At 70.4% G+C, this 21,153-nt stretch carries 18 protein-coding genes and 1 pseudogene; 9 read left to right on the top strand and 10 right to left on the bottom strand.

Features of this window, described 5'->3' with window-relative positions; genetic code table 11:
* Positions 1 to 2: 2 nt before the first annotated feature.
* From LQV45_RS00875 to LQV45_RS00860, 4 genes are all read right to left on the bottom strand, one after another.
* Entirely contained in the window at positions 3 to 1,112 is a 1,110-nt protein-coding gene (locus LQV45_RS00875) for an aromatic acid exporter family protein (protein ID WP_230005311.1), read from the bottom strand.
* Positions 1,109 to 2,212 carry a folate-binding protein YgfZ gene (locus tag LQV45_RS00870; RefSeq protein WP_230005310.1) on the bottom strand — a complete coding sequence of 368 codons (1,104 nt, stop codon included), beginning with the start codon at positions 2,210 to 2,212 and terminating at the stop codon, positions 1,109 to 1,111. Before LQV45_RS00870 ends, LQV45_RS00875 begins: the two co-directional genes overlap by 4 nt.
* Entirely contained in the window at positions 2,212 to 2,811 is a 600-nt protein-coding gene (locus tag LQV45_RS00865) for an FABP family protein (protein ID WP_230005309.1), read from the bottom strand. Before LQV45_RS00865 ends, LQV45_RS00870 begins: the two co-directional genes overlap by 1 nt.
* Before the next feature lie 134 nt (positions 2,812 to 2,945).
* On the bottom strand, positions 2,946 to 3,236 hold the full coding sequence (locus tag LQV45_RS00860) for a hypothetical protein (protein ID WP_230005308.1): 291 nt from the start codon (positions 3,234 to 3,236) through the stop codon (positions 2,946 to 2,948).
* Positions 3,237 to 3,376: 140 nt separating this feature from the next.
* Here LQV45_RS00860 and LQV45_RS00855 point away from each other — a divergent pair, with 140 nt between their 5' ends.
* The 4 genes from LQV45_RS00855 to LQV45_RS00840 are packed head-to-tail and all read left to right on the top strand — an operon-like array spanning position 3,377 to position 7,730.
* Positions 3,377 to 4,069, top strand: a complete 693-nt coding sequence (locus LQV45_RS00855) for a response regulator transcription factor (RefSeq protein WP_138172711.1) — start codon at positions 3,377 to 3,379, stop codon at positions 4,067 to 4,069.
* Between the two features lie 57 nt (positions 4,070 to 4,126).
* Complete coding sequence (locus tag LQV45_RS00850; protein ID WP_230005307.1) at positions 4,127 to 6,295, top strand: RNA degradosome polyphosphate kinase; 2,169 nt, start codon at positions 4,127 to 4,129, stop codon at positions 6,293 to 6,295.
* Positions 6,292 to 7,230: an NUDIX hydrolase gene (locus LQV45_RS00845; RefSeq protein ID WP_230005306.1), complete on the top strand. Its 939-nt coding sequence runs from the start codon at positions 6,292 to 6,294 to the stop codon at positions 7,228 to 7,230. The genes LQV45_RS00850 and LQV45_RS00845 overlap by 4 nt, the downstream gene beginning before the upstream one ends.
* The gene (locus LQV45_RS00840; protein WP_230005305.1) at positions 7,227 to 7,730 is read left to right on the top strand and encodes a hypothetical protein; all 504 of its coding nucleotides are present in this window, start codon (positions 7,227 to 7,229) and stop codon (positions 7,728 to 7,730) included. The genes LQV45_RS00845 and LQV45_RS00840 overlap by 4 nt, the downstream gene beginning before the upstream one ends.
* Before the next feature lie 63 nt (positions 7,731 to 7,793).
* Here LQV45_RS00840 and LQV45_RS00835 read toward each other — a convergent pair whose 3' ends face one another.
* Positions 7,794 to 9,092 carry a M1 family metallopeptidase gene (locus LQV45_RS00835; protein ID WP_230005304.1) on the bottom strand — a complete coding sequence of 433 codons (1,299 nt, stop codon included), beginning with the start codon at positions 9,090 to 9,092 and terminating at the stop codon, positions 7,794 to 7,796.
* The gene (locus LQV45_RS00830; protein ID WP_230005303.1) at positions 9,089 to 13,027 is read right to left on the bottom strand and encodes a Pls/PosA family non-ribosomal peptide synthetase; all 3,939 of its coding nucleotides are present in this window, start codon (positions 13,025 to 13,027) and stop codon (positions 9,089 to 9,091) included. Before LQV45_RS00830 ends, LQV45_RS00835 begins: the two co-directional genes overlap by 4 nt.
* Before the next feature lie 158 nt (positions 13,028 to 13,185).
* Here LQV45_RS00830 and LQV45_RS00825 point away from each other — a divergent pair, with 158 nt between their 5' ends.
* The 4 genes from LQV45_RS00825 to pstB all read left to right on the top strand — a co-directional run bounded on the left by LQV45_RS00825 (position 13,186) and on the right by pstB (position 17,364).
* A complete protein-coding gene (locus LQV45_RS00825; RefSeq protein ID WP_230005302.1) occupies positions 13,186 to 14,307 on the top strand; it encodes a PstS family phosphate ABC transporter substrate-binding protein in 1,122 nt (373 codons plus the stop codon).
* A 162-nt stretch (positions 14,308 to 14,469) separates the two neighbouring features.
* The gene (gene pstC / locus LQV45_RS00820) at positions 14,470 to 15,471 is read left to right on the top strand and encodes a phosphate ABC transporter permease subunit PstC (protein WP_230005301.1); all 1,002 of its coding nucleotides are present in this window, start codon (positions 14,470 to 14,472) and stop codon (positions 15,469 to 15,471) included.
* Complete coding sequence (gene pstA, locus LQV45_RS00815; protein ID WP_138172719.1) at positions 15,468 to 16,568, top strand: phosphate ABC transporter permease PstA; 1,101 nt, start codon at positions 15,468 to 15,470, stop codon at positions 16,566 to 16,568. Before pstC ends, pstA begins: the two co-directional genes overlap by 4 nt.
* A gap of 16 nt (positions 16,569 to 16,584) precedes the next feature.
* Positions 16,585 to 17,364, top strand: coding sequence for a phosphate ABC transporter ATP-binding protein PstB (pstB, locus tag LQV45_RS00810; protein ID WP_138172720.1), 780 nt, complete (start codon positions 16,585 to 16,587; stop codon positions 17,362 to 17,364).
* A 54-nt stretch (positions 17,365 to 17,418) separates the two neighbouring features.
* Here the strand turns inward: pstB and LQV45_RS00805 are convergent, their stop codons facing one another.
* The 4 genes from LQV45_RS00805 to sigK form a co-directional block, all read right to left on the bottom strand.
* On the bottom strand, positions 17,419 to 18,303 hold the full coding sequence (locus LQV45_RS00805) for an aminodeoxychorismate lyase (protein ID WP_230005300.1): 885 nt from the start codon (positions 18,301 to 18,303) through the stop codon (positions 17,419 to 17,421).
* A gap of 252 nt (positions 18,304 to 18,555) precedes the next feature.
* Entirely contained in the window at positions 18,556 to 19,194 is a 639-nt protein-coding gene (locus LQV45_RS00800; RefSeq protein WP_138172722.1) for a DNA-directed RNA polymerase subunit beta, read from the bottom strand.
* A 52-nt stretch (positions 19,195 to 19,246) separates the two neighbouring features.
* Positions 19,247 to 20,053: an anti-sigma factor domain-containing protein gene (locus LQV45_RS00795; protein ID WP_230005299.1), complete on the bottom strand. Its 807-nt coding sequence runs from the start codon at positions 20,051 to 20,053 to the stop codon at positions 19,247 to 19,249.
* The gene (gene sigK / locus LQV45_RS00790; RefSeq protein ID WP_230005326.1) at positions 20,050 to 20,652 is read right to left on the bottom strand and encodes an ECF RNA polymerase sigma factor SigK; all 603 of its coding nucleotides are present in this window, start codon (positions 20,650 to 20,652) and stop codon (positions 20,050 to 20,052) included. The genes LQV45_RS00795 and sigK overlap by 4 nt, the downstream gene beginning before the upstream one ends.
* Before the next feature lie 321 nt (positions 20,653 to 20,973).
* Here sigK and LQV45_RS00785 point away from each other — a divergent pair.
* A pseudogene (locus tag LQV45_RS00785) lies at positions 20,974 to 21,153 on the top strand (fasciclin domain-containing protein); the annotation flags it as partial.

The following is a 21,153-nucleotide window of genomic DNA, read 5'->3' as shown; positions in this document are numbered from 1 at the left end:
TCTCAGACCCGCGGCAGCAGCGCCTGGGCCTCGGCGGACGGCATCCCCGTCGCGACGAGCAGATCGACGGTGAGTGGCCGCATCGCCGAGATGAGGTTGAGTTCGCCGATGTTGCCGTCGGGCAGGATCACGGCCGGATCCAGACGCGCGGCCAGCGCGGCGAGCGCGGCACGGGCGGCCGGTTCCATCGCCACGTCGTCGAGGGCGTCACGAACGAACCCCGCGCCGCGTTCGATCTCGCCGAGGAGGTCGGCCGACACCGCGCGGGGCTGCCCGTCGGCACACAGATACGCCGCGCGGCGGGCGACGACGCGTAGGTTGCGGGTGGCGAGATCCATCGCGGCACGGACGCGGGCGTGCCGGTCGAGCTCGGTGCGCTGGCGCCGCAGGAACGGCGAGATGCGCGCCACCTCCTGCCCCGACTCGAGCGAGCCGCTCCAGGCGTCCACGTAGGTCTGGAGGGCGCGGGCGCGCTCGAGACCTCGGTCGGCGCGGGCGCGGTCACCGCGACGGAGGGCGCGCACGATCGTGGCGGTCGCCACGTCGAACGCGTCGAACAGCTCGTCGGCGTCGCGCAGCTCGGTGCGGCGGAGCGTGCGCGGGATGAGCGCCGTGACCAGCAACGCCGCCGCTCCCCCGACCGCCCCGTCGATGAGCCGCACGAAAGGGACGCCCGTGACGAGCACGAGGGCGATGAGCGACTGGACGACCGCGGCGAGGGCGAAACCGGGCTGCGGTGACAGGAATCGCGCCACCAGCAACGTGACCAGCATCGCCAGTCCGATCTGCCACCAGCCGGCACCGACGATCATCAGCACCAGCTCGGCGAGCAGGATGCCGACGAGCATGCCCGCGACGGTCTCGGCGACCCGCCACGGACGCGCGTCGCGCACCAGGCCGAGGCTGGACACCGTGACGGTCGCCGCCAGCAACGGAACGGGGTGTCCGAGGACCGCGTGCGCGAACGCGTACGCCGCGGTGGCGGCCACCACGATCTGCACGATCGCGGGAAGGGACTCGCGGACGCGGCCCAGCCGACGCCGCAGGGTCGTGCGCAGGCGCGACCGTGGCACGACGACCCCGATGGTCGTCGAGGAATCCTCGTCGGTCATTCCGCGGGGCGGCGACGGCCCAGGCGCGGCAGGCGCGGGACGCCGGCCGTGGCGCCCGCGTCGGCGGGCACGACCGTCTCGGCAGAGGCGGCGATCGGGCCGTCGGCGGTGTCGACGACGTAGGGCACGTCGGCCGCGGCGGTGCGCTTGACCAGCGCGAGGGCGATGGGCCCGTCCTCGTAGTGCAGGGCGACCGAGGTCACGGCGCCGACGGCGTCGTCGCCGATGCGCACGACGTCGCCGCGCGCCGGGAGCACGCTGTCGCTGCCGTCGAGCTGCAGGGCGACGACGCGGCGCGGCGGGTGCCCGAGGTTGTGCACCTTCGCCACGGTCTCCTGACCGCGGTAGCAGCCCTTCGACAAGTGCACGGCGGTGCGCAGCCAGTCCATCTCGTGCGGGAGCAACCGCTCGTCGGCGTCGACCGACACGCGCGGACGCCACGCGGCGACACGCAGCGCCTCGACGGCGTCCCGACCGGCGAGAGCGACCTCGCCCGCCACCGCGGCGGCGACGATGCGATCGAACTCCGCAGCATCCACCACCGCTTCGGCCCAATCGCGCTCCGCACCGGGGTGATCCTCGACGCGGGCGTACGCCCAGCCGCCCGGCGACACGTCCGGCCAGGGATCGACCCACACGACGGGGGAACCGGTCGGGGCGAAGGCGGCGAGCGCGCCCACGGCCGCGCGCGTCCCCCCGATCACCGAAAGTTCGTCGGAGCGGTCGCGCACCTCCACCCGCAGGCGGAAGCGCATCCGACCCAACCATGCCGCCAGTGGCTCGGCGTCAGCGGCATCCACGAGGAGCCACGCGGTCTCACCGTCGTCGACGACCGCGGCGGCGTGCTCGACGCGGCCCTGCGGGTCGAGGATGAGCGTCTCGGTCGAGACGCCCGGGGGCAAGTGCGTGAGCGCCTGCGACGACAGCGAGTCGAGCCAGCTCAACCGGTCGGGACCGGAGACCGACAGCACGCGGCGATCGCCCAGGGGTGCGAGGGCGGAGCCGGATGCCAGGCGTCGCTGCTCCGCGAGAGGGGCGCCGACGTGACGCAGTCCAGCATCGTCGACGACGGCCCCGGGAACCTCGGAAAGGGGCGCCATCACTCGGCCCGAGCCAAGCGTGCCGAGGCGTGCGACGCGCGTTCGCGTCCGAACGCCGCGATGTCCCACGCCCACAGCAAGTGGTCGTCGACCAGTCCGTACAGCCGTGTCGCGGACGTGTACGGCTTCGCCCCCGCGGTGCGGACGACCGCGTCGGTCGCGAGGTCGATGCGGGGTCCGCGGACCTGACCGAGGTAGAGCTCGAGGATGCCGTCGGAGTGGGCCAGGCTCACCTCGAGGGGGAAGCCTCCCTCGGCAGTGCGGAGCGTCTCGACGTCGTCGGCGGTGCGGGCCGCGGCGGACGCGGTGGGCGGCAGGAGCGCCGGACCGGCGTCGGCGTCGGTGGCCGGGCGCGCAACGCGCCAGTATCCGGTCTCGGACACGAGGGGCCGACGGCTCTCGCCGTCGAGAAGCCACGCGTGACCGGTGTAGTTCAGGAAGTCGCCGCCGTCATGGCTGAAGCTCACGCGGTGCGCGAACTCGCCGGAGAACGTGCGGCCATCGGCCTCGTAGTCGATGACGCCGGTGCCCTCCCACACGCCGATCAGCCACGAGAGCGGGACGAGGTCGGCGGGGAGGTCGGTCGGGATCTCGATCACGACGGCGCTCGTCAGCGCTGGCCGCGGTAGAGGTTCCAGATGACCGTTCCGGAGACGAAGGCGATCGCCAGCGAAGCGAGGCCGAGAAGTCCCACGAAGAAGAGTTCGAGCGCGAGGAGGTCCATGGCCCAACTCTACCGGGGAACGATGGATGCCAGACCGAACCCGGCCGTGATCAGACCCAACACGATCAGGGCGCCCAGGACACTGGCCGCGACCCGCTGGATGAACGCCTGCGACCGCCCGCCCCAGAGCTGCACCGCGAACGCGGCGATGACGCACCCGCCGAGCGCGACGGTGATCCACTGCGCGCGCCACTCCGTCGGGACGAACAGTCCGATCGCGACGCCGGCCACGAGGGCCAGCCCCCAGACCGCGACGATCCCGCCGAACGTGCGGCGCGGCGCGAGGTCGGGGGTCGACATGCCCTCCATCATGGCGCACCCCGGGCCATTCGTGCGCCCGGGCATGTCCGGGGCGCGTCGCACGCGAGGCCGTGACGGTGCGAACGCGCCGCTGACCCTAAGATGGGGCGGGTGCGGCAGGCCCGCACTGGGAGGTCCGTTTGGCTCAGCTTCTGGTACTCAGCTCCGCCCCCGGCGGCAGCGCCGTGCTGCCTGCGCTCGAGCTGTTGAGCCACCGCGTGCGGCAGATCCCCGCCGAACCGGCCCAGCTGGTCAACGCGCCGAGCGCCGATGTCGTCTTCATCGATGCGCGCGTCGACCTCGTCGGCGCCAAGTCCCTGTGCAAGATCCTCACGACCACGGGCATGGAAGCACCGCTCGTCCTGGTGGTGACCGAGGGCGGGCTGACCGCCGTCTCCACCGACTGGGGCGTCGACGACGTCGTGCTCGTGGGAGCAGGGCCGGCCGAGATCGACGCGCGCATCCGCTTGGCGATGGGGCGCCGCAGCGCAGAGCAGGTGTCCTCGCGCATCTCGACCTCCGGCATCACGATCGACGAGTCCTCGTACTCGGCGAAGGTGCACGGCAAGCCGCTCGACCTGACGTACAAGGAGTTCCAGCTCCTGCACTTCTTCGCGACGCACCCGTCGCGGGTGTTCACTCGCGAACAGCTGCTGAGCGAAGTGTGGGGCTACGACTACTTCGGCGGCACCCGCACCGTCGACGTCCACGTCCGTCGCCTGCGCGCCAAGCTCGGCGACCTCGAGCAGCTGATCGGCACCGTGCGCAACGTCGGATACCGGTTCAACGTCTACGAGGACGAGCAGCCGCCCGTCCCCGCACCGTCCGCCTGATCCCCGCCGCGCGGTTCCGTTCACGCGCGTGTCACCGACCCCTGCAATGATGAGGGAATGATCGAACACGACGTGCTCGACGCGGGCCTGGGCGACGCGGACGACGACGATTTCGACGAGGCCGTCGAGGCCGCGGACGAGCAGCTTCCCGACCATCGCTATCTCGATCGCGAGATCAGCTGGCTGTCGTTCAACCAGCGCGTGCTCGAACTGGCCGAGGACCCCACGGTTCCGGTGCTCGAACGCGCGAACTTCCTCGCGATCTTCGCCAGCAACCTCGACGAGTTCTTCATGGTGCGCGTCGCCGGCCTCAAGCGCCGCATCGTCACCGGCCTCGCCGTGCCGACGAACGTGGGCCGGGCTCCGCTGGACGTCCTCGCCGACATCTCGGCCGAGGCCCACCGTCTGCAGCTGCGGCACGCCGCGGCCTGGACCGACCAAGTGCGCCCGGCTCTCGCGGACGCGGGCATCGAGGTCGTGTCCTGGGATTCGCTCGACGAGGACTCCGCGTCGCGGCTCACCGAGTACTTCCAGCGCAACGTCTTCCCGGTGCTCATGCCGCTCGCGGTCGACCCGGCGCACCCGTTCCCGTACATCTCGGGCCTTTCGCTGAACCTCGCGATCCGCATCCGCAACGCCCGGACCGGTCGCCAGGAGTTCGCCCGCCTCAAGGTGCCGCCGATGCTGCCGCGCTTCGTCGAGGTGCCCAGCAACGGCCGCGGCGTGCGGTACCTGCCGCTCGAGGAGCTCATCTCCAATCACCTCGGCGATCTCTTCCCCGGGATGGAGGTGCTCGACCACCACGCGTTCCGCCTCACCCGCAACGAAGACATGACGATCGAAGAGGATGAGACCGAGAACCTCATCCAGGCGCTCGAGGCCGAGTTGCTGCGGCGCCGATTCGGTCCGCCGATCCGACTCGAGATCACCGACGACATGGACGATCTCACGCGCGATCTCCTGCTCAGCGAACTCGACATCACCGATCAAGAGGTCTATCGCCTCCCCGGTGCGCTCGATCTGCGCGGCCTGTTCGATCTCTCGCGCATCGACCGCCCCGATCTGCACTACCCGCCGCACGTGCCCAAGACGGCCCTGCCGTTCCAGCCGCCCGAGCAGAACGGTCGCGCCGACATCTTCGGTGCGATCCGCAAGGGCGACGTTCTCGTGCACCACCCCTACGAGTCGTTCGCGACGAGTGTCCAGGCCTTCCTCGAACAGGCCGCGAAGGACCCGAACGTCCTCGCCATCAAGCAGACGCTGTACCGCACCTCGGGCGACAGCCCCATCGTGCAGGCGCTCATCGACGCCGCCGAAGCGGGCAAGCAGGTGCTCGCGCTGGTCGAGGTGAAGGCACGCTTCGACGAGGCGAACAACATCGTCTGGGCGCGCAAGCTCGAGAAGGCCGGCGTCCACGTCGTCTACGGTCTCGTCGGGTTGAAGACCCACTGCAAGCTCGCTCTCGTCATCCGCGAAGAAGAGGGCCGTCTGCGGCACTACAGCCACGTGGGCACGGGCAACTACAACCCGAAGACGAGCCGCATCTACGAAGACTTCGGCCTGTTCACCGTCGACGACCAGGTCGGCCGCGATCTGACGCGTCTGTTCAACGAGCTGAGCGGCTACGCGATCGAGAAGAAGTTCAAGCGTCTGCTCGTCGCCCCCTTGCACCTGCGCAAGGGCCTCCTCCGCCACATCGAGAAGGAGCGCCAGAACGCACTCGCGGGCAAGCCCTCCGGCGTGCGGATCAAGGTCAACTCCATGGTCGACGAGCAGATCATCGACGCGCTGTACCGGGCGAGCCAGGCCGGTGTCCCGGTCGAGGTGTGGGTGCGCGGCATCTGCTCGATCAAGCCGGGTGTCGAGGGCATGAGCGAGAACATCCGGGTGCGTTCGATCCTCGGCCGCTACCTCGAGCACTCCCGCATCTTCGCGTTCGCGAACGACGGCGACCCGCAGCTGTTCATCGGGAGCGCCGACATGATGCACCGCAACCTCGACCGCCGCGTCGAGGCACTGGTGCGCGTGGTGGACCCGAAGCAGGTCCAGGAGCTCTCCGACCTGTTCGATCTGGCGATGGACGACGGTACGAGTTCGTGGCATCTTCGTCCCGAAGGAGAGTGGATCCGGCACAGCGTGGGGGCCGACAGCGCGCCGCTGATCGACCTGCAGGAGCACACGATGGCGCGAGTCCAGCGCAAGCGGCGCTCGCGGGCGGTCCGGTGACCGAAACCGCCGTCTACGCCGCAGGCGGAGTGGTCTGGCGCCTGGTCGAGGGCAAGTTCCGTGTGCTGCTCATCCATCGCACCAAGTACCGCGACGTGACGCTGCCCAAGGGCAAGGTCGATCCCGGCGAGACGCTCGCCGAGACCGCCGTGCGCGAGATCCGCGAAGAGACCGGCATCCGCGTCTCGCTCGGGGTGCCCGTCGGCGTCTCGCGCTACCGGATGCCGAGTTCGCGGACGAAGATCGTGCACTACTGGGCGGCCGAGGCCACCGATGCCGCGGTGCGCACCTCGACGTTCGTGCCGAACAAAGAGATCGCGGCGATCGAGTGGGTGGGCCTGAAGAAGGCCCGCAAGCACCTCAGCTACCCCGTCGACATCGAGATCCTCGACGAATTCGTCCGCCTCGTCGACGAGCAGGCGCTCCCGACGTTCCCGATCGTCGCCCTGCGGCACGCCAAGGCCCGTCCGCGCGAGGAGTGGGATGCCGAGGATGCCGCGCGCCCGCTCAGCCCGCGCGGCCGCCGTCAGTCGAATGCGATCGTCGGGCCGCTGCTGGCCTTCGGAGTGCGGCGGATCGTGTCCAGTCCCGCCGAACGTTGTGTGCGCACCGTCACTCCCCTCTCGGCGGCGCTCGCTCAACGCATCCAGGTGACCGAGGCGATCAGTCAGGACGCGTGGGAGGACGGGCGCAGCGACGCCCGGACGATCGTCGGCGAGCGCGTCCGCGCCCGCAAGCCGGTGGTGCTGGTCAGCCACGGTCCGGTCCTGCCCGACATCATGCACGAGCTCGCCTTGGCCACCGGGACCATGCGGGGCTCGTACCTGGGCAGTTCGTCGGCTCTCGAGCCGGCGGCGTTCTCGGTGGCCCACGTTCCGGTCGCCCACCCCGGGTCGGGGATCGTCGCGATCGAGACGCACGAGCCGCAGGTGTGACCCTCCCCGCGGAGGTCGAGGTCCGGTGGCGTCGCGTGCCCGAGGGAACCGCGCGGCGCGCCGTTTCCCGCGCCCTGCTGGCCGAGCTGCTCCCGGGGGCGTCGTTCGCCGCGCGGTGCGCCCGCTGCGGGGGCGACCACGGCCGACTCCGGGTGTCGGGGGCGGATGCCGCGGTCTCGGTGTCCTACGCCGAAGGATGGGCGTTCACGGTGGCGGCCTCCGGGACGTTGTGCGTGGGCCTGGATGCCGTGCCGGTCGCGGTGACGGGTCTGGAACGGGTGCTCCCCGGCGCCGACGCGCGGTCGTGGGCGCGTGTCGAGGCGGTGCTCAAAGCCGACGGGCGGGGGCTCACCGTCGACCCCGCACGCGTCCGTTTCGCAGCGGCCCCGGCCGGGGCGGACTGGAGCGCCCGCATCGGCGACGGTCCCGCGCTGACGGGGTGGGACGTCACCGGACCGCCCGGGGTCGTCGTCGCCGTGGCGCTGCCCACGCGGGGCTGACACACCCTGGGTGATTCGCGCGCGCTCCGTGGCGCGGCATCCGGAGGACGCCGGCTCCGGGCGTCAGGGCAGCGGAGGCAGCTCGGTGCGGTCGAGCCAGCGCGACAGCACCTCGACGGCATCCGGTCCACCCGCCGTCCGCACCGCGGCGCGGAAGTCGTCGGTGCTCACGAGGGCGTGGCGGTGCTCGGCGGTCCAGCGTCGCAGCAGGTCGAAGAACGCCGCATCGCCCAGCGTCTTCCGCAGTGCGTGCAGCGCGAGAGCGCCGCGCTTGTAGACGCGGTCGTCGAACATGTCGTCGGGGCCCGGATCGACCAGCAGCAGGTCGCGCGGCTTCGCCGCGAGGCGGGCGTAGTGGGTGCGGACGCAGGCGTCCGCTGTCGGTCCCCCGGAAGCCTCGGACCACAGCCACTCCGCGTAGCAGGCGAACCCCTCGTTGAGCCAGATATCGCTCCAGCGACCGATGCCGACGCTGTTGCCGAACCACTGATGCGCCAGTTCGTGCGCGATCAGCCGCTGCGCGGCGGGCACGAGGTGGTTCATGCCGAACACCGCGAGCCCCTGGGCCTCGAGCGGGATCTCGAGCTCGTCGGCCGTGACCACGAGGGAACACGCCTCTTGCGGATAGGGGCCGAACAGTCCGTCGAACACCCGCAGCATTTCGGGCACGGTCGAGAACGCCCGGTCCGAGGCCGTCGCGAGGGCCGGCGGAGCCGTGACGCTCACGGCGGGCACCACGCCGACTCCCGTCCCGGCCAGCGGCCGCGTCCGGTAGCGGCCCACGTGCACCGCGGCGAGGTAGGTCGCGGTCGGCACGCTCGAGGTGAAGGTCGTGGTGACGCGCCCCCCGGTGCGGGTGGAGACACCCGTCACGCCCGTGGCGGCGACCGCGTATCCCTCGTCGACGGTGATCCTCATCGTCATCCGGGCGCGATCGTCGGGGCGGTCGTTGCACGGGAACCACGTCGGCGCGCCGATCGGTTGTCCGGCGACGAGGGCACCGTCGGCGAGCTCCTCCCAGCCGACCGCGCCCCAGCGCGAGCGGCGCGGGGCGGGTGCCCCGGCGTACACGACCTCGACGGTGAAGGGCTCCCCCGCGGCGAGGGATCCCGCCGGCGTCACCCGCACCTTCCCCGCCGCCGCTGTGAAGCGCGCGGGCGCACCGTTCACGCGCACCCGCGACGCGCGGAGACCCACGAGGTCGAGCGCAACGACAGAGAGGCCCTCCACCGCGACGGCCGCGAGGACGGCCGTCCCCTCGAGCCGATTCGTGCGGACGCGGTAGCCCAGAGTGAGGTCGTACGACTCGACGCGGTACCCGGCGTCGCCGCTGTGCGGAGCGTACGGATCGACCGCGCTCACGTGGTCGACTGGTAGGCGCGCACCTTCACCGCGCGCCAGGGGCCGATGGGGTTGCCGCTCCACCGCGAACCCACGGGGACGGTTTCTCCGCGCATCACGAGGGACGCCGGTCCGACCGTGGCGTGTGCCCCCAGGGTCGAGGCCGGCAGCACCACGCTGTGCGGCCCGAGGGTCGCACCGGGTTCGAGTTCGACGGTGTCCATACTCATGATTCGATCATGGAAGAGGTGGGTCTGGACGACGCACCCGCGGTTGACCGTCGATGCATCGCCCAGAGTCACCAGATCCGGCTCGGGCAGCCAGTAGCTCTCGCACCACACTCCGCGTCCGATCCGGGCACCGAGGGACCGCAGCCAGACCGCCAGCGCCGGCGTCCCGGCCGCCGCCCGGGCGAACCAGGGCGCGGCGACCATCTCGGTGAACGTGTCCGACACCTCGGTGCGCCACACGAAGCTCGACCACAGCGGCTGCTCCCCCGCACGGATGACACCGACGATCGCCCACTTCGCGATCGTCGACACACCCGCCGCGACCGCTCCCGCGGCCAGGAGCACCACGCCCGAGAGCAGGAGCGTCCAGACCGGCCCGACGGTCTCCCACAGGGCAGCGAGCGCGAAGAGCACCCCGAGCCCGATTCCGCACGTCACCACGACCGGCACGAACCGGCACAGCTCCCACAGGGTGCGCGCCAAGCGCAGCGCGGGCGTCGGGCGGTACGTGCGCGACGCGTCGCCCTCGGCCGAGAGCCGTCGCAGGCGGACCGCCGGCGAACCGAGCCACGAGGATCCGGGCTTGGCCTTCAACGGCGCCGCCGACAGCACGGCGACCAGGCCGTCGCGCGGCACCCGGTGTCCGGGAGCAGCCATGCCGGAGTTGCCGAGGAACGCGCGCTTGCCGATCCGCACGGGACCGACGCGCAGCCACCCCGCCCGCAGCTCGTACGACGCCACCATCGTGTCGTCGGCCAGGAACGCCCCGTCCTCGATCCGCGTCATCGTCGGCAGGAGCAGGACCGTGGATGCCTCGACGTCGCGGCCCACCCGCGCGCCCAGTAACCGCAACCAGACGGGGGTGAACAGGCTCGAGTACAGCGGGAACAGGATCGTGCGCGCCGAGTCCAGCAGACGCTCGATCGTCCAGGCCTGCCACGCGACGCGACTGCGGACGGGGAACGTCCCTTCGACCAGGCCGATCGAGAACAGGCGCACGAGCAGCAGCACCGAGGCCGCGAACACCAGGCCTGTCGCGGCGACACCGGGCACGAGCCACGCGAACGCCGCGCCGGCGGCCGCTGCGAGCGAGTCCGCTCCGCGCATCCCCTGCGCGATGACGAGACCGCCGACGGCGAAGGACGACAGCGGGAGGAGCGCGAGCAGGACGGCCGACGCGGCGAACGCCCACAGCCAGCGCGTGGGAGCCGGCGGACGGCCGGTCGGCCAGCCCTTCGCCGTGCCGCCCACGCGGACGGCGGGAGACCCGGCCCAGGACTGGTCCGCCTTGACGCGACCGAACACCGCCGAACCGGGGGCGATCTCGGCACGACGACCGATGCGGGTGCCGGGCGCGAGTGTCGAGCGCGCACCCACGGTGGCCTCGGCGCCGATGCGCACTTCGCCGATGCGGACGAGGTCGCCGTCGATCCAGTAGCCGGTGAGGTCGACTTCGGGTTCGATCGAGGCGCCGTCTCCCACGACGAGCATGCCCGTCACGGGCGGCAGGGCGTGGAGGTCGACGTTGCGGCCGATGCGGGCACCGAGCGCCCGGGCGTAGTACGACACCCACGGGGCTCCGGCGAGGCCGACGGCATCCACCTGGGCGGCGATCTGCTCGGCGAGCCACAGGCGCACGTGCACCCAGCCGCCGCGGGGGTAGTCGCCCGGGCGGAGCCCCGCGAGCAGCACCCGCGCCGACACCACCGCGATCGCCATGCGGCCGAAGGGGGTGGCGAACAGCAGGAGACCGATCACCAGAACCGGCCACGGGACACGAGGCAGCACCTCGAAGCCCGGCACGAGCTGCAGCAGTGTCGAGGCGGTGAGCAGGTACAGCAGCCACCGCACCCCCGAGAGGATGAACAGCGGCACACCGAGGAGGGTCTGCACCCACTGCGTCGCCCGGGGCGTCGGCGCCGGACGGTGGAAGGCCGCCGGAGCGTCGTCGCTCAGCTGCGGTCCCAGCGCCTTGGCCATCGCCCCCAGGCGCGGGACGTCATAGATGTCGGCGACCGAGAATTCCGGCACGCGCGCGCGGATCCGCGAGACCAACTGCGCGGCGGCGAGCGACCCTCCGCCGAGGTCGAAGAAGTCGGCCTTGCGGTCGGTGACCGCCAGCCCGAGCACCGCCTGCCACTGCGCGGCGAGCCACGCCTCGTCGTCCGAGAAATCGGTGGATGCCGGGGCGTCGACGCCGGGAAGCGGCCACGGCAGCGCGGCACGGTCGACCTTGCCCGATGTCCGCACCGGCAGCTCGTCGACGACGCCGAGCAGGGGGATCGTCGCGGCCGGGAGACGCTCGACCAGCAGCGCACGGGCGGCCGCGCGGTCGAGCTCGGCCCCCTCCTCCATCACGAGGTAGCCCACGAGGACGGGCACTCCGGCCTCGGTCGTGCGCACCGCGACGGTCGCAGCAGAGACCCGGGGAAGATCCTGCAGCGCGGACTCCACCTCGCCCAGCTCGATCCGGCGTCCGCCGACCTTGACCTGGTCGTCGGCACGCCCCTGGAACACGAGGCCGGCGCTCTCGAAACGCACGAGGTCGCCGGAGCGATACGCGCGCTCCCAGCCGAGCGTCGGCATGGGCGCGTACTTCTCGGCATCCTTGGCCGGATCCAGGTAGCGGGCCAGGCCCACTCCCCCGATGATGAGCTCGCCCACCTCGCCCTCGGCCACGGGCTGTCCCTCGGGGTCCACGACCGCGAGAGCCCAGCCGTCCAGCGGCAGGCCGATACGCACGGGGAGCGACCCGTCCAGCGGGGCGGCACAGGCGACGACGGTGGCCTCGGTGGGCCCGTACGTGTTCCACACCTCGCGTCCGTCGGCGACGAGTCGCGCGGCGAGCTCGGGCGGGCACGCCTCGCCGCCGAAGATCAGCAGGCGCACGTTCTCGATCGAATCGGCCGGCCACATCGCCGCAAGGGTCGGGACGGTCGAGACCACCGTGATCCCCTGCCGCAGCAGCCACGGCGCGAGATCCTCGCCGGAACGCACGAGCGAGCGGGGCGCGGGCACGAGGCAGGCTCCGTGCCCCCACGCGAGCCACATCTCCTCGCAGGACGCGTCGAAGGCGACCGACAGCCCCGCGAGCACGCGGTCGCCGGGACCGAGCGGTTCGGGCTGCAGGAAGAGTCGCGCCTCCGCCTCGACGAAGGCCGCCGCGGACCGGTGGCTCACCGCGACACCCTTGGGCACCCCGGTCGACCCGGAGGTGAAGATGATCCAGGCGTCGTCGTCGACGGTCGGAGGCGCCACGATCGGCACGGCGCTCGTGCTCGGGTGCGGAGCTTCCCCGTCATAGAGGCGGACGAGATCGTCGTCCTCTCCGACGTACTCACCGTTACCCGCGATGATGCCTCTGACCCCAGCCTCGCCGAACACGAGGCGGGCGCGCTCGTCGGGGTCGTCGGCATCCACCGGGACGTACGCGGCGCCCGCGGCCATGACGGCGAGGATCGAGACGTACAGCTCTTTCGATCCCGACGGCATCCGCACCCCGACGCGATCGCCACGGCGCACTCCCGCCCCGTGCAGCGCCGCGGCGGTCCGCCACACGCGCGCGAGCAGCTCGCGGTAGCTGAGCGCACCCGAGCCGTCGTCGATCGCGGAGGCCTCCGGATGCCGCGAAGCGACGTCGGAGAGGATGTCGATGAGCGTACGCGCAGGCGCGGCGGCGCCCTTGCGGTCGAGCAGCTCCTGGCCGGAGAATGCGGGGGTCGTCACGGAGGTGAAGCGTATACCGGCCAGGAAAACACCCCGGACGGGCCATCCCGGTTCACCTTCCGTTCACCCGTGCAACGCACTCTCGTAAGAGTCGGTGTTTACCGTGCGGGAGAACCCTGCACCGGGTTCGTGTCCCCGACATGCGAAGGATTCACACAGTGAAGCTCTCCCGACTCGCCCAGCTGGGCACCGTGGCCGCCGTGGCCTCTCTTGCCCTGGCCGGCTGCGCCTCCTCCACTGGCGGCACCACGGAGTCCTCCCCGTCCGCCACCTCCTCCGACGTGGCGTTCACGATCGACCCCAACCTCTCCGGCACGATCACCGCCGGTGGTTCCAGCGCCCAGTCCAACGCGCAGGCCGCGTGGACCACCGCCTACAACGCCACCGCCAAGGGCGTGACGATCAACTACGACAAGTCGCAGGGCTCCGGCGGCGGTGTCACCAACTTCCTCAGCGGCGCGTACGACTTCGCCGGTTCGGACTCCCCGCTCAACGCGGACCAGACCACGCAGTCGCAGGCCCTCTGCACCGACGGTGGCGTCAACATCCCCGTCTACCTCGACGGTGTCGCGATCATCTTCAACATCCCCGGCGTGACCGAGCTCAAGCTCACCGGCGAGACCATCGCGAAGATCTTCGCGCTGCAGATCACCGACTGGTCCGACCCGGCCATCACCGCCGACAACGGCACCGCGCTCGCCGCCGGCCCCATCACCACCGTCGCTCGTTCGGACGGCTCGGGCACGACGCAGAACTTCACCAACTACCTCGCCGCGACCCAGTCGTCGGTCTGGACCGCTCCCGCGGGCAAGGACTGGCCGATCGAGGGCAACGTGTCGAAGCAGAAGGGTGGCTCGGGCGTCGTCGAGGCCGTCAAGGCCGGCACCGGCACCATCGGCTACGCCGACCACTCGGCCATCGGTACCCTCAACGCCGCCGCCATCATCCAGGACGGCACCGCGATCCCCTACAGCCCCGAGGCCGTCACCGCGACCTTCGCGGCCGCGGCCGTGGACGCCTCCAACGGCGTGACCGGCGACCTGTCGAAGAAGTTCGACTACAGCAAGCTCACCGCCGAGACCTACCCCATCCCGCTGGTCTCGTACGCCATCACCTGCACCGAGTTCAAGGACACCAAGCAGGCTGAGCTCGTGAAGTCGTACCTCGGCTTCGTCACCAGCACGCTCGGCCAGTCGGTCGCCGCGAAGAACGCCGGTTCGGCCCCGCTGCCGGACTCGGTCCTCGCCGACGCCGCGAAGACCCTCGAGGCGATCAAGTAAACATCTCTCGGATCCGAACCGGTCCGCACACACGTGCGGGCCGGTTCGGGCTGATCAGAAGCGTCGACGTCCGCGTCGACGCTTCCGCTGAGCCCGATCATCCTCAGAGAGAAACCCGACCCGAGGAGCACACCATGACCACTGCCGAGCACGAGGTCAGCCGTGGCTGACACCGTCTCTGCGCCGCCCGCGGCGGCCCGCTCGACCATCGTCGGCAAGCGCCGCGCAGGAGACACGGCGTTCCTGGGTCTGTCCATGACGGCCGCCGTCTCGATCATGATCATCCTGGCGGGCGTCGCGATCTTCCTGATCATCAAGGGCCTGCCCGCCATCACCGGCAACTGGACCGAGGGCGACCTCGCCGGCTACCAGAACGGCTCGTGGACGAACTTCTGGGAGTACGTCGGACCGCTCCTGTGGGGAAGCATCTGGGCCGCTCTCATCGCCATGGTGCTCGGTACGCCGGTCGCGATCGGCATCGCCCTCTTCATCTCGCACTACGCCCCGCGCCGCATCGCCGGAGCCCTCGGCTATGTCGTCGATCTGCTCGCGGCGGTCCCCTCGATCGTGTTCGGCCTGTGGGGCATCATCGTGATGCGCCCGCTGCTGATCCCGCTGGGCGAGTTCCTGAACACCTACTTCGGATGGATCCCGCTGTTCCAGGGCCCCGTGTCCAGCACCGGTTCGACGATGCTGACCGGTGGCGTGGTGCTCGCGGTCATGATCCTCCCGATCGTCACCTCCATCACGCGTGAGATCTTCCTGCAGACCCCGCGACTGCACGAAGAGGCCGCTCTGGCGCTCGGTGCGACGCGGTGGGAGATGATCCGCCTGTCGGTGTTCCCCTACGCCCGCAGCGGCATGGTCTCGGCCACGCTCCTCGGCCTCGGTCGCGCCCTCGGCGAGACGATGGCCATCGCGCTGATCATCTCGCCGAGCTTGATCTACTCGGTGCTCGTCCTCACCGACGGATACAACTCGCAGACGATCGCCGCCAACATCGCGCTGAACTTCCCCATCGCCACCGACCTGCAGCGCTCGGCGCTCATCGGGACGGGTCTGATGCTGTTCGTCGTGTCGCTCGCGGTGAACATCCTCGCCCGCTACATCATCAGCGCGACCGGCCCGGGGGCAAAGGGTCGCCGGAAGGGGAAGCGCTCGTGACCACCACCAACGCCCCGCAGGCGCCGTCGGCCTCCGCGCCGCTCGCCCTGACCAGCGGACGCCTTCCCGCCTACATCGAGCCGGCCATCCTCGTCGGTGTCGCGGTGCTCATCGCCGGGGTGCAGCTGCTCCTGGGCGGCTTCCACCTGCCGAGCTGGCTGATCCTCACCGCCCTGCTGTATCTGATCGCGATCGGCGTCGGATCCTCGATCGTCGAGAGCCGGCGCAAGGCGGTGGACCGCGTCGTGCGCGGGCTCGTCACGGCCGCCTTCCTCCTCGCGGTCGCGCCGCTCATCTCGACCCTGTGGACGGTGGTGTCCAAGGGCCTCGCGGTCGTCAACTGGAACTTCATCACCCAGACCGGCGGCAGCGCGTTCGACCCCGAGACGCTCGAGGTCGTCGCGACCCCCGGCGCCCTCCAGGCGATCGTGGGAACGCTCATCATCACCGGTATCGCCGCCCTCATCTCGGTGCCGATCGGTGTTCTGGCCGCGGTCTACCTCGTCGAGTACGCCCTGCCGACCAACCCGCTGCGGCGCACCATCACGTTCCTCGTCGACGTCATGACCGGTATCCCCTCGATCGTCGCGGGTCTGTTCGCGTTCTCGTTCTTCGCGCTGATCGTCGGACCGAAGGCGTTCAGCGGGTTCTCGGCATCCATCGCCCTATGCGTGCTGATGATCCCGATCGTCATCCGCTCCACGGAAGAGATGCTGCGTCTGGTCCCCGCCGACCTGCGCGAGGCGTCGCTCGCCCTCGGCGTGCCCCGCTCGGCGACGATCGTGAAGGTCGTGCTGCGCACGGCCGCGAGCGGCATCATCACCGGCGTGGTGCTGGCCGTGGCCCGTGTGGTCGGCGAGACCGCGCCGATCTTCATCGCCGCCAGCTTCACCGACAACTTCAACTCCAACCCGTTCGACGGTCCGATGCAGACCCTCCCGGTCATGGCGTACACCGCGTACAGCTTCCCGGGACAGGACATCGACGCTTCTCAGGCCCAGGCCTGGGGCGCGGCGTTCCTGCTGGTCGTCCTCGTCGTCATCTTCAACCTGATCGCCCGCATCGTGGCCTCGGTGTTCGCACCGAAGTCCCGCTGATCCCAGGAAGGCATCCGTGTCCAAGCGCATCGAGGTCGAAGACCTCAACGTCTACTACAGCGACTTCCTCGCGGTCGAAGGCGTCTCCATCGACATCCAGCCCCGCACCGTCACGGCCTTCATCGGCCCGTCGGGGTGCGGCAAGTCCACGTTCCTGCGCACGCTGAACCGCATGCACGAGGTCATCCCCGGCGGTCACGTCAAGGGCCGCGTGCTGGTCGACGGCGATGACCTGTACGGTCCCGGGGTCGACCCGGTGCTCGTGCGCCGCCACGTCGGCATGGTGTTCCAGCGCCCGAACCCGTTCCCCACGATGTCGATTCGTGAGAACGTGCTCGCCGGCGCGAAGCTGAACAACAAGCGCCTCTCCAAGAGCGACGGCGACGCGCTCGTCGAGAAGTCCCTGCAGGGCGCGAACCTGTGGAACGAGGTCAAGGACCGTCTCGACAAGCCGGGTGGCGGCCTCTCCGGTGGTCAGCAGCAGCGTCTGTGCATCGCCCGTGCAATCGCGGTCTCGCCCGACGTCCTCCTGATGGACGAGCCGTGCTCGGCTCTCGACCCGATCTCGACGTTCGCCATCGAGGAGCTCATCAGCGAGCTGAAGAACCAGTACACGATCGTCATCGTCACGCACAACATGCAGCAGGCGTCGCGCGTGAGCGACAAGACGGCGTTCTTCAACATCGCCGGCACCGGCAAGCCGGGCAAGCTCATCGAGTACAACGACACCGCGACGATCTTCACCGCCCCCACCGTGCAGGCGACCGAGGACTACGTCTCGGGACGCTTCGGATAAGCAGCGCTCCCCCGCGATGGCCCCGCTCCGGCGGGGCCATCGTCGTCTCCGGGGTCAGTCGCGCGGAGACAGCAAGTAGGCGTTGAGTTCGTCGGTGAGCGCGCGGTCGATCGCCTTCGCCGCGCCGTCGACCGCCGCGATCGGCGCCGCCAGACGCACGCTCGAGAGCAGCCAGGCGGCATCCGCCCGCGCGAGGTCGGCCACGGCCACGGTCTCGTACGCGGTCGCGAAGCCGCGCTGCTCCAGATAGCCGAACAGGCTCAGCTGCGTGGTGCCGTGCAGGATGCCGGCGCTCGGTGCCGGGGTGACGAATCGGTCGCCGAAGCGCAGGACGACGGATGCCGTGGGCGCTTCGAGCACGAACCCGTCGGTCGTGACGAACACGGCGTCATCGGCGTCACGGCGCTTCGCTTCGCGGATCGCGGCCATGTTGACCGCGTACGACAGGGTCTTGGCCCCCAGCAGCAGCCAGGGAGCCCGATTCGGGACCTCGAGGGGGTATCCGCGGTCGAGGGTCACGACGCGCACGCCTTCGTTGCGGGCGCGGGCGTTGTCGGGCGCCGTCGCCAGGGTCACCCACGCGGTGGGCACGGCTCCGTCTTCGAGCCCGCGGCTCAGGATGAGCTTGATCACGCTCTCACCGGTGCCGGCCTCGGCGGAGACGCGGCGGATCGCGGCGCGCCACTGGTCGAGGTTCGGTTCCGGCAGGTCGCACAGCTGCGCCGAATGCGCGAGGCGCGAGAGATGGGGCTCGACCTCTTGCGCGTGCCCGTCGACGACGCCGATCGACTCGAAAACCCCGTCGCCGCGCTGGGCGCTGAGCTCACCGACGGGCAGGGCGGGAGCCGTCGGATCGATGACGGTGAAGGTGTCGGCGTGGTCATCCCGCCGGACGTCGGATGCCACGGGATCGATCACGAGCGCGAAACGCCAAGCCATGCAACGACCCTATGCCCTGCCACCGACACGCCCGGATTGCGCCAAGCGGCCCGGCCGAGGGAATGCCTCGGCGCAGCCCTTGTTACACTTCCATAGCCGGGCCGCAGTAACCCCGGGCTCCATCTTCTGCCGCTGTGAGCGGCCTCGCGCCGAGAGGCGTTCTGCGGCCCGGCACTTTCTTTGCCCGGCGCAGTTCGCCGGCGCCGCAGCGGTCTGCTCCTCGGGCTTCCCGGCCGCGCACGCGCGCGGGGCTCAGGTCAGCGCGTCGCGCCGCCACAGCGCCGCCGCGGCCGACAGATCGTCCGCATAGGTCGACAGGCGCAGGGCGCGCGTGGTGAGGGCGCTGGCCCGTTCGGACTCGGTGTTCTCGTAGTCGTCGGCGAGGTGCGTCGAGCCCGAGGCCTGCACCCGGCAGAACGCCGCCGCGCGGTCGAGGGCCACGGCGAAGTCTCCCTCGAACAGGCCGCGCAAGATCGTGTCGATCAGCTGCACGAGCTCCTCGGGTCCGGCGGGGGCGGGCGCTCCGACCACGACCGGGTCGACCGTGGCCATCTCGGCGCGCCCGCGCTCGAAGAGCAGCGCCGCGGTGGGCGCGTCGTCGTGGATCATCAACTGCAGCAGATACAGCCGCCAGAGCGCTCCCGGCAGCGAGCGCGCGGGAGACCGCGACCACAGTTCGGCGATGTCGTCGATGCCGTGATCGTCGGTGAACGCGACCAGCCTCTCGACCACGTCGACGGTCGGGTCGGCGCGCACACGAGACAACAGGGCCTGAGCCGTGCTGTGCGCGACACGCGAGACTTCGGCCGGGTCCTCGGCGGCGAAGAGGCGGTCGAACAGCTCGGCGGGGCGCCGCACGGGCTTGTGGAACTCGCGAGGGGAATCGCTCATCGTTCCAGGCTAGAGCGTGAGCGATTCGCCCCGGGCCGGGCAGGGCCGACGTTCAGGCAGTGGCCACCGCGATGACGGGGGCCGAACTCGGCGTACCGTCGGGCGATCCTCCCGCGGGCTCCACCGTGACGGCGATGATGTCGCCCGAGTGGAAGTCGCCCTGCAAGATCGCGGTCGCGCGCCCGTCGGCATCCGTCTCGAAGATCCCGGCTGCGATCGGAGTGTCGTCCCGGACGAACCACAGCTCGTAGGTCTGGTCGCTGGGCAGCGAGGGCATGCCCTCGGTCACGAGCACGCTCTGACCGGTGGATGCCGACCAGTGCGCCGTCGCGACGGCTCCACCGGGCATCGTTGCGGTCGCCGACTGGGCGTCGGGAGCTGTCGTGACCTGCTCGAGCGCGATCAGGGTGGCGGGGCGCGTGAGCTGCTGACTGACGGTGACAGCCCCGAAGCCCAGCGCGAGAACCGCGACGATGGATGCCGCGAGCGTGAACCAGCGACGCGGTCCCCAGCCCGAACCCGAGGTCGAGCCCGCGCTGGCCGCTTCGGACTCCGAATCCACCGGCGCGGGGCCTGCGGCCGCGAAGTCCTCGAGGGCTGCGGTGTCGAACACCGGTTCGGCCGCCGTGTTCTGCGGAAGTTCGGTGATGCGAGCCAGGAGCGAGTCTCGGACGGATGCCGGGGGCTCTACGGGCTCGATCGTCGCACTGATCGCGGCGACGGCGTCAGCGGCATCCCGGACATGGGAGGACCAGTGCGGATTGCCCGCCAGTGCCTCCTGGTATGCGCGCTCGTCTGCTTCCGATAGCGCGTTCAGCGCGTGACCGGCAGCGAGGTCGGCGAAATCCCTCTCGTTCACTTGTCCACCCCCATCTCGATTCTCAAGCGCGACAATCCGTCACGCATTCTGGTCTTGACCGTGCCGAGCGGCGCCCCGACGAGGGCAGCGACCTCACTTTGGCTGTACCCACCGAAGTAGGCCAGCGTGAGCGCTTCTCTCTGGGCGTCGGGAAGCGTCGCCAGTGCATCGACGACGCGCCGCCCTTCGATCTTGAGTTCTACTTTCTCAGAGACGTCGTCAAATGCGACGTCCAAATCCCGGAAGCCCGCGCGGACGTCTCGATCCACACTCGACTGCGACGACCGCACGCGGTCCACCGCTCGTCGATGCGCGATCGTGAGAACCCACGATCTTCCTTGACCTTTGTTCGGAGTGAAGCGCGCTGCGGATTGCCAGATCTCCAGGAACACCTCCTGGAGCACCTCTTCGCTCTGCGACCGGTCGACGAGCACCCGCAGGATGAGACCGAACGCACGAGCAGACAGTGTGTCGTAGAGCTCGGCGAAGGCGTTCCGGTCACCCGAGGCGACCTTCTGCAGCAATTCTCCGACGTGGTCGACGTGGTCCGCCCCGTCATCGGGGAGAGAAAAGCCGTCGATCACCATGAATCCCAGCATGCCGTACGAGAAGAACTCTTCCCTTCCCCGTGCGCGCGTGGCGCGCATGAGGTACAGAACCGTGATCGGCCGGCCCCGCGGTGGGCGCCCCGGCGACGCGGAACGGCATCCGGAGAACATTCTGAAGAATATTTACAAGCCTCTGACCAGGCTTTTCCTTCGTCGAAGCGTGCGGATCCGCCGCTATCTCGCGACGACTCGCAATCCGAACGGCGCGGGGTCCCGAAGACCCTGTGTACGCCGCAACACGGCGAACCGCCCCCGCACCGGGGTGTCCTAAACGGGTCGCAGCCGCGGTCCGAACGATTTCGGAGGAATGTCATGCTCATCAAGAAGAAGCCTGTCGTCGCCGGTCTCGCCCTCGTTCTGGGTTCGGCCTTCGCTCTCACCGCATGTTCGGGTGGCACCACCTCGGGTGGCTCCATGACCGAGGAGTCCTCGGCTCCCTCGATGGCCGCGTCGCCCTCTGCGTCGTCGAACATGATGGACCCCGCCGCCAAC

The sequence above is a fragment of the Microbacterium sp. Bi128 genome, from assembly GCF_918698205.1.
This window is presented reverse-complemented; position numbering and strand designations above follow the sequence as displayed.

Coding starts and splice junctions, on each gene's coding strand:
- LQV45_RS00875 (WP_230005311.1), bottom strand. CDS start 1,112: ATGACCGACGAGGATTCCTCGACGACCATCGGGGTCGTCGTGCCACGG.
- LQV45_RS00870 (WP_230005310.1), bottom strand. CDS start 2,212: ATGGCGCCCCTTTCCGAGGTTCCCGGGGCCGTCGTCGACGATGCTGGA.
- LQV45_RS00860 (WP_230005308.1), bottom strand. CDS start 3,236: ATGTCGACCCCCGACCTCGCGCCGCGCCGCACGTTCGGCGGGATCGTC.
- LQV45_RS00850 (WP_230005307.1), top strand. CDS start 4,127: ATGATCGAACACGACGTGCTCGACGCGGGCCTGGGCGACGCGGACGAC.
- LQV45_RS00805 (WP_230005300.1), bottom strand. CDS start 18,303: ATGGCTTGGCGTTTCGCGCTCGTGATCGATCCCGTGGCATCCGACGTC.
- LQV45_RS00800 (WP_138172722.1), bottom strand. CDS start 19,194: ATGAGCGATTCCCCTCGCGAGTTCCACAAGCCCGTGCGGCGCCCCGCC.
- sigK (WP_230005326.1), bottom strand. CDS start 20,652: ATGCTGGGATTCATGGTGATCGACGGCTTTTCTCTCCCCGATGACGGG.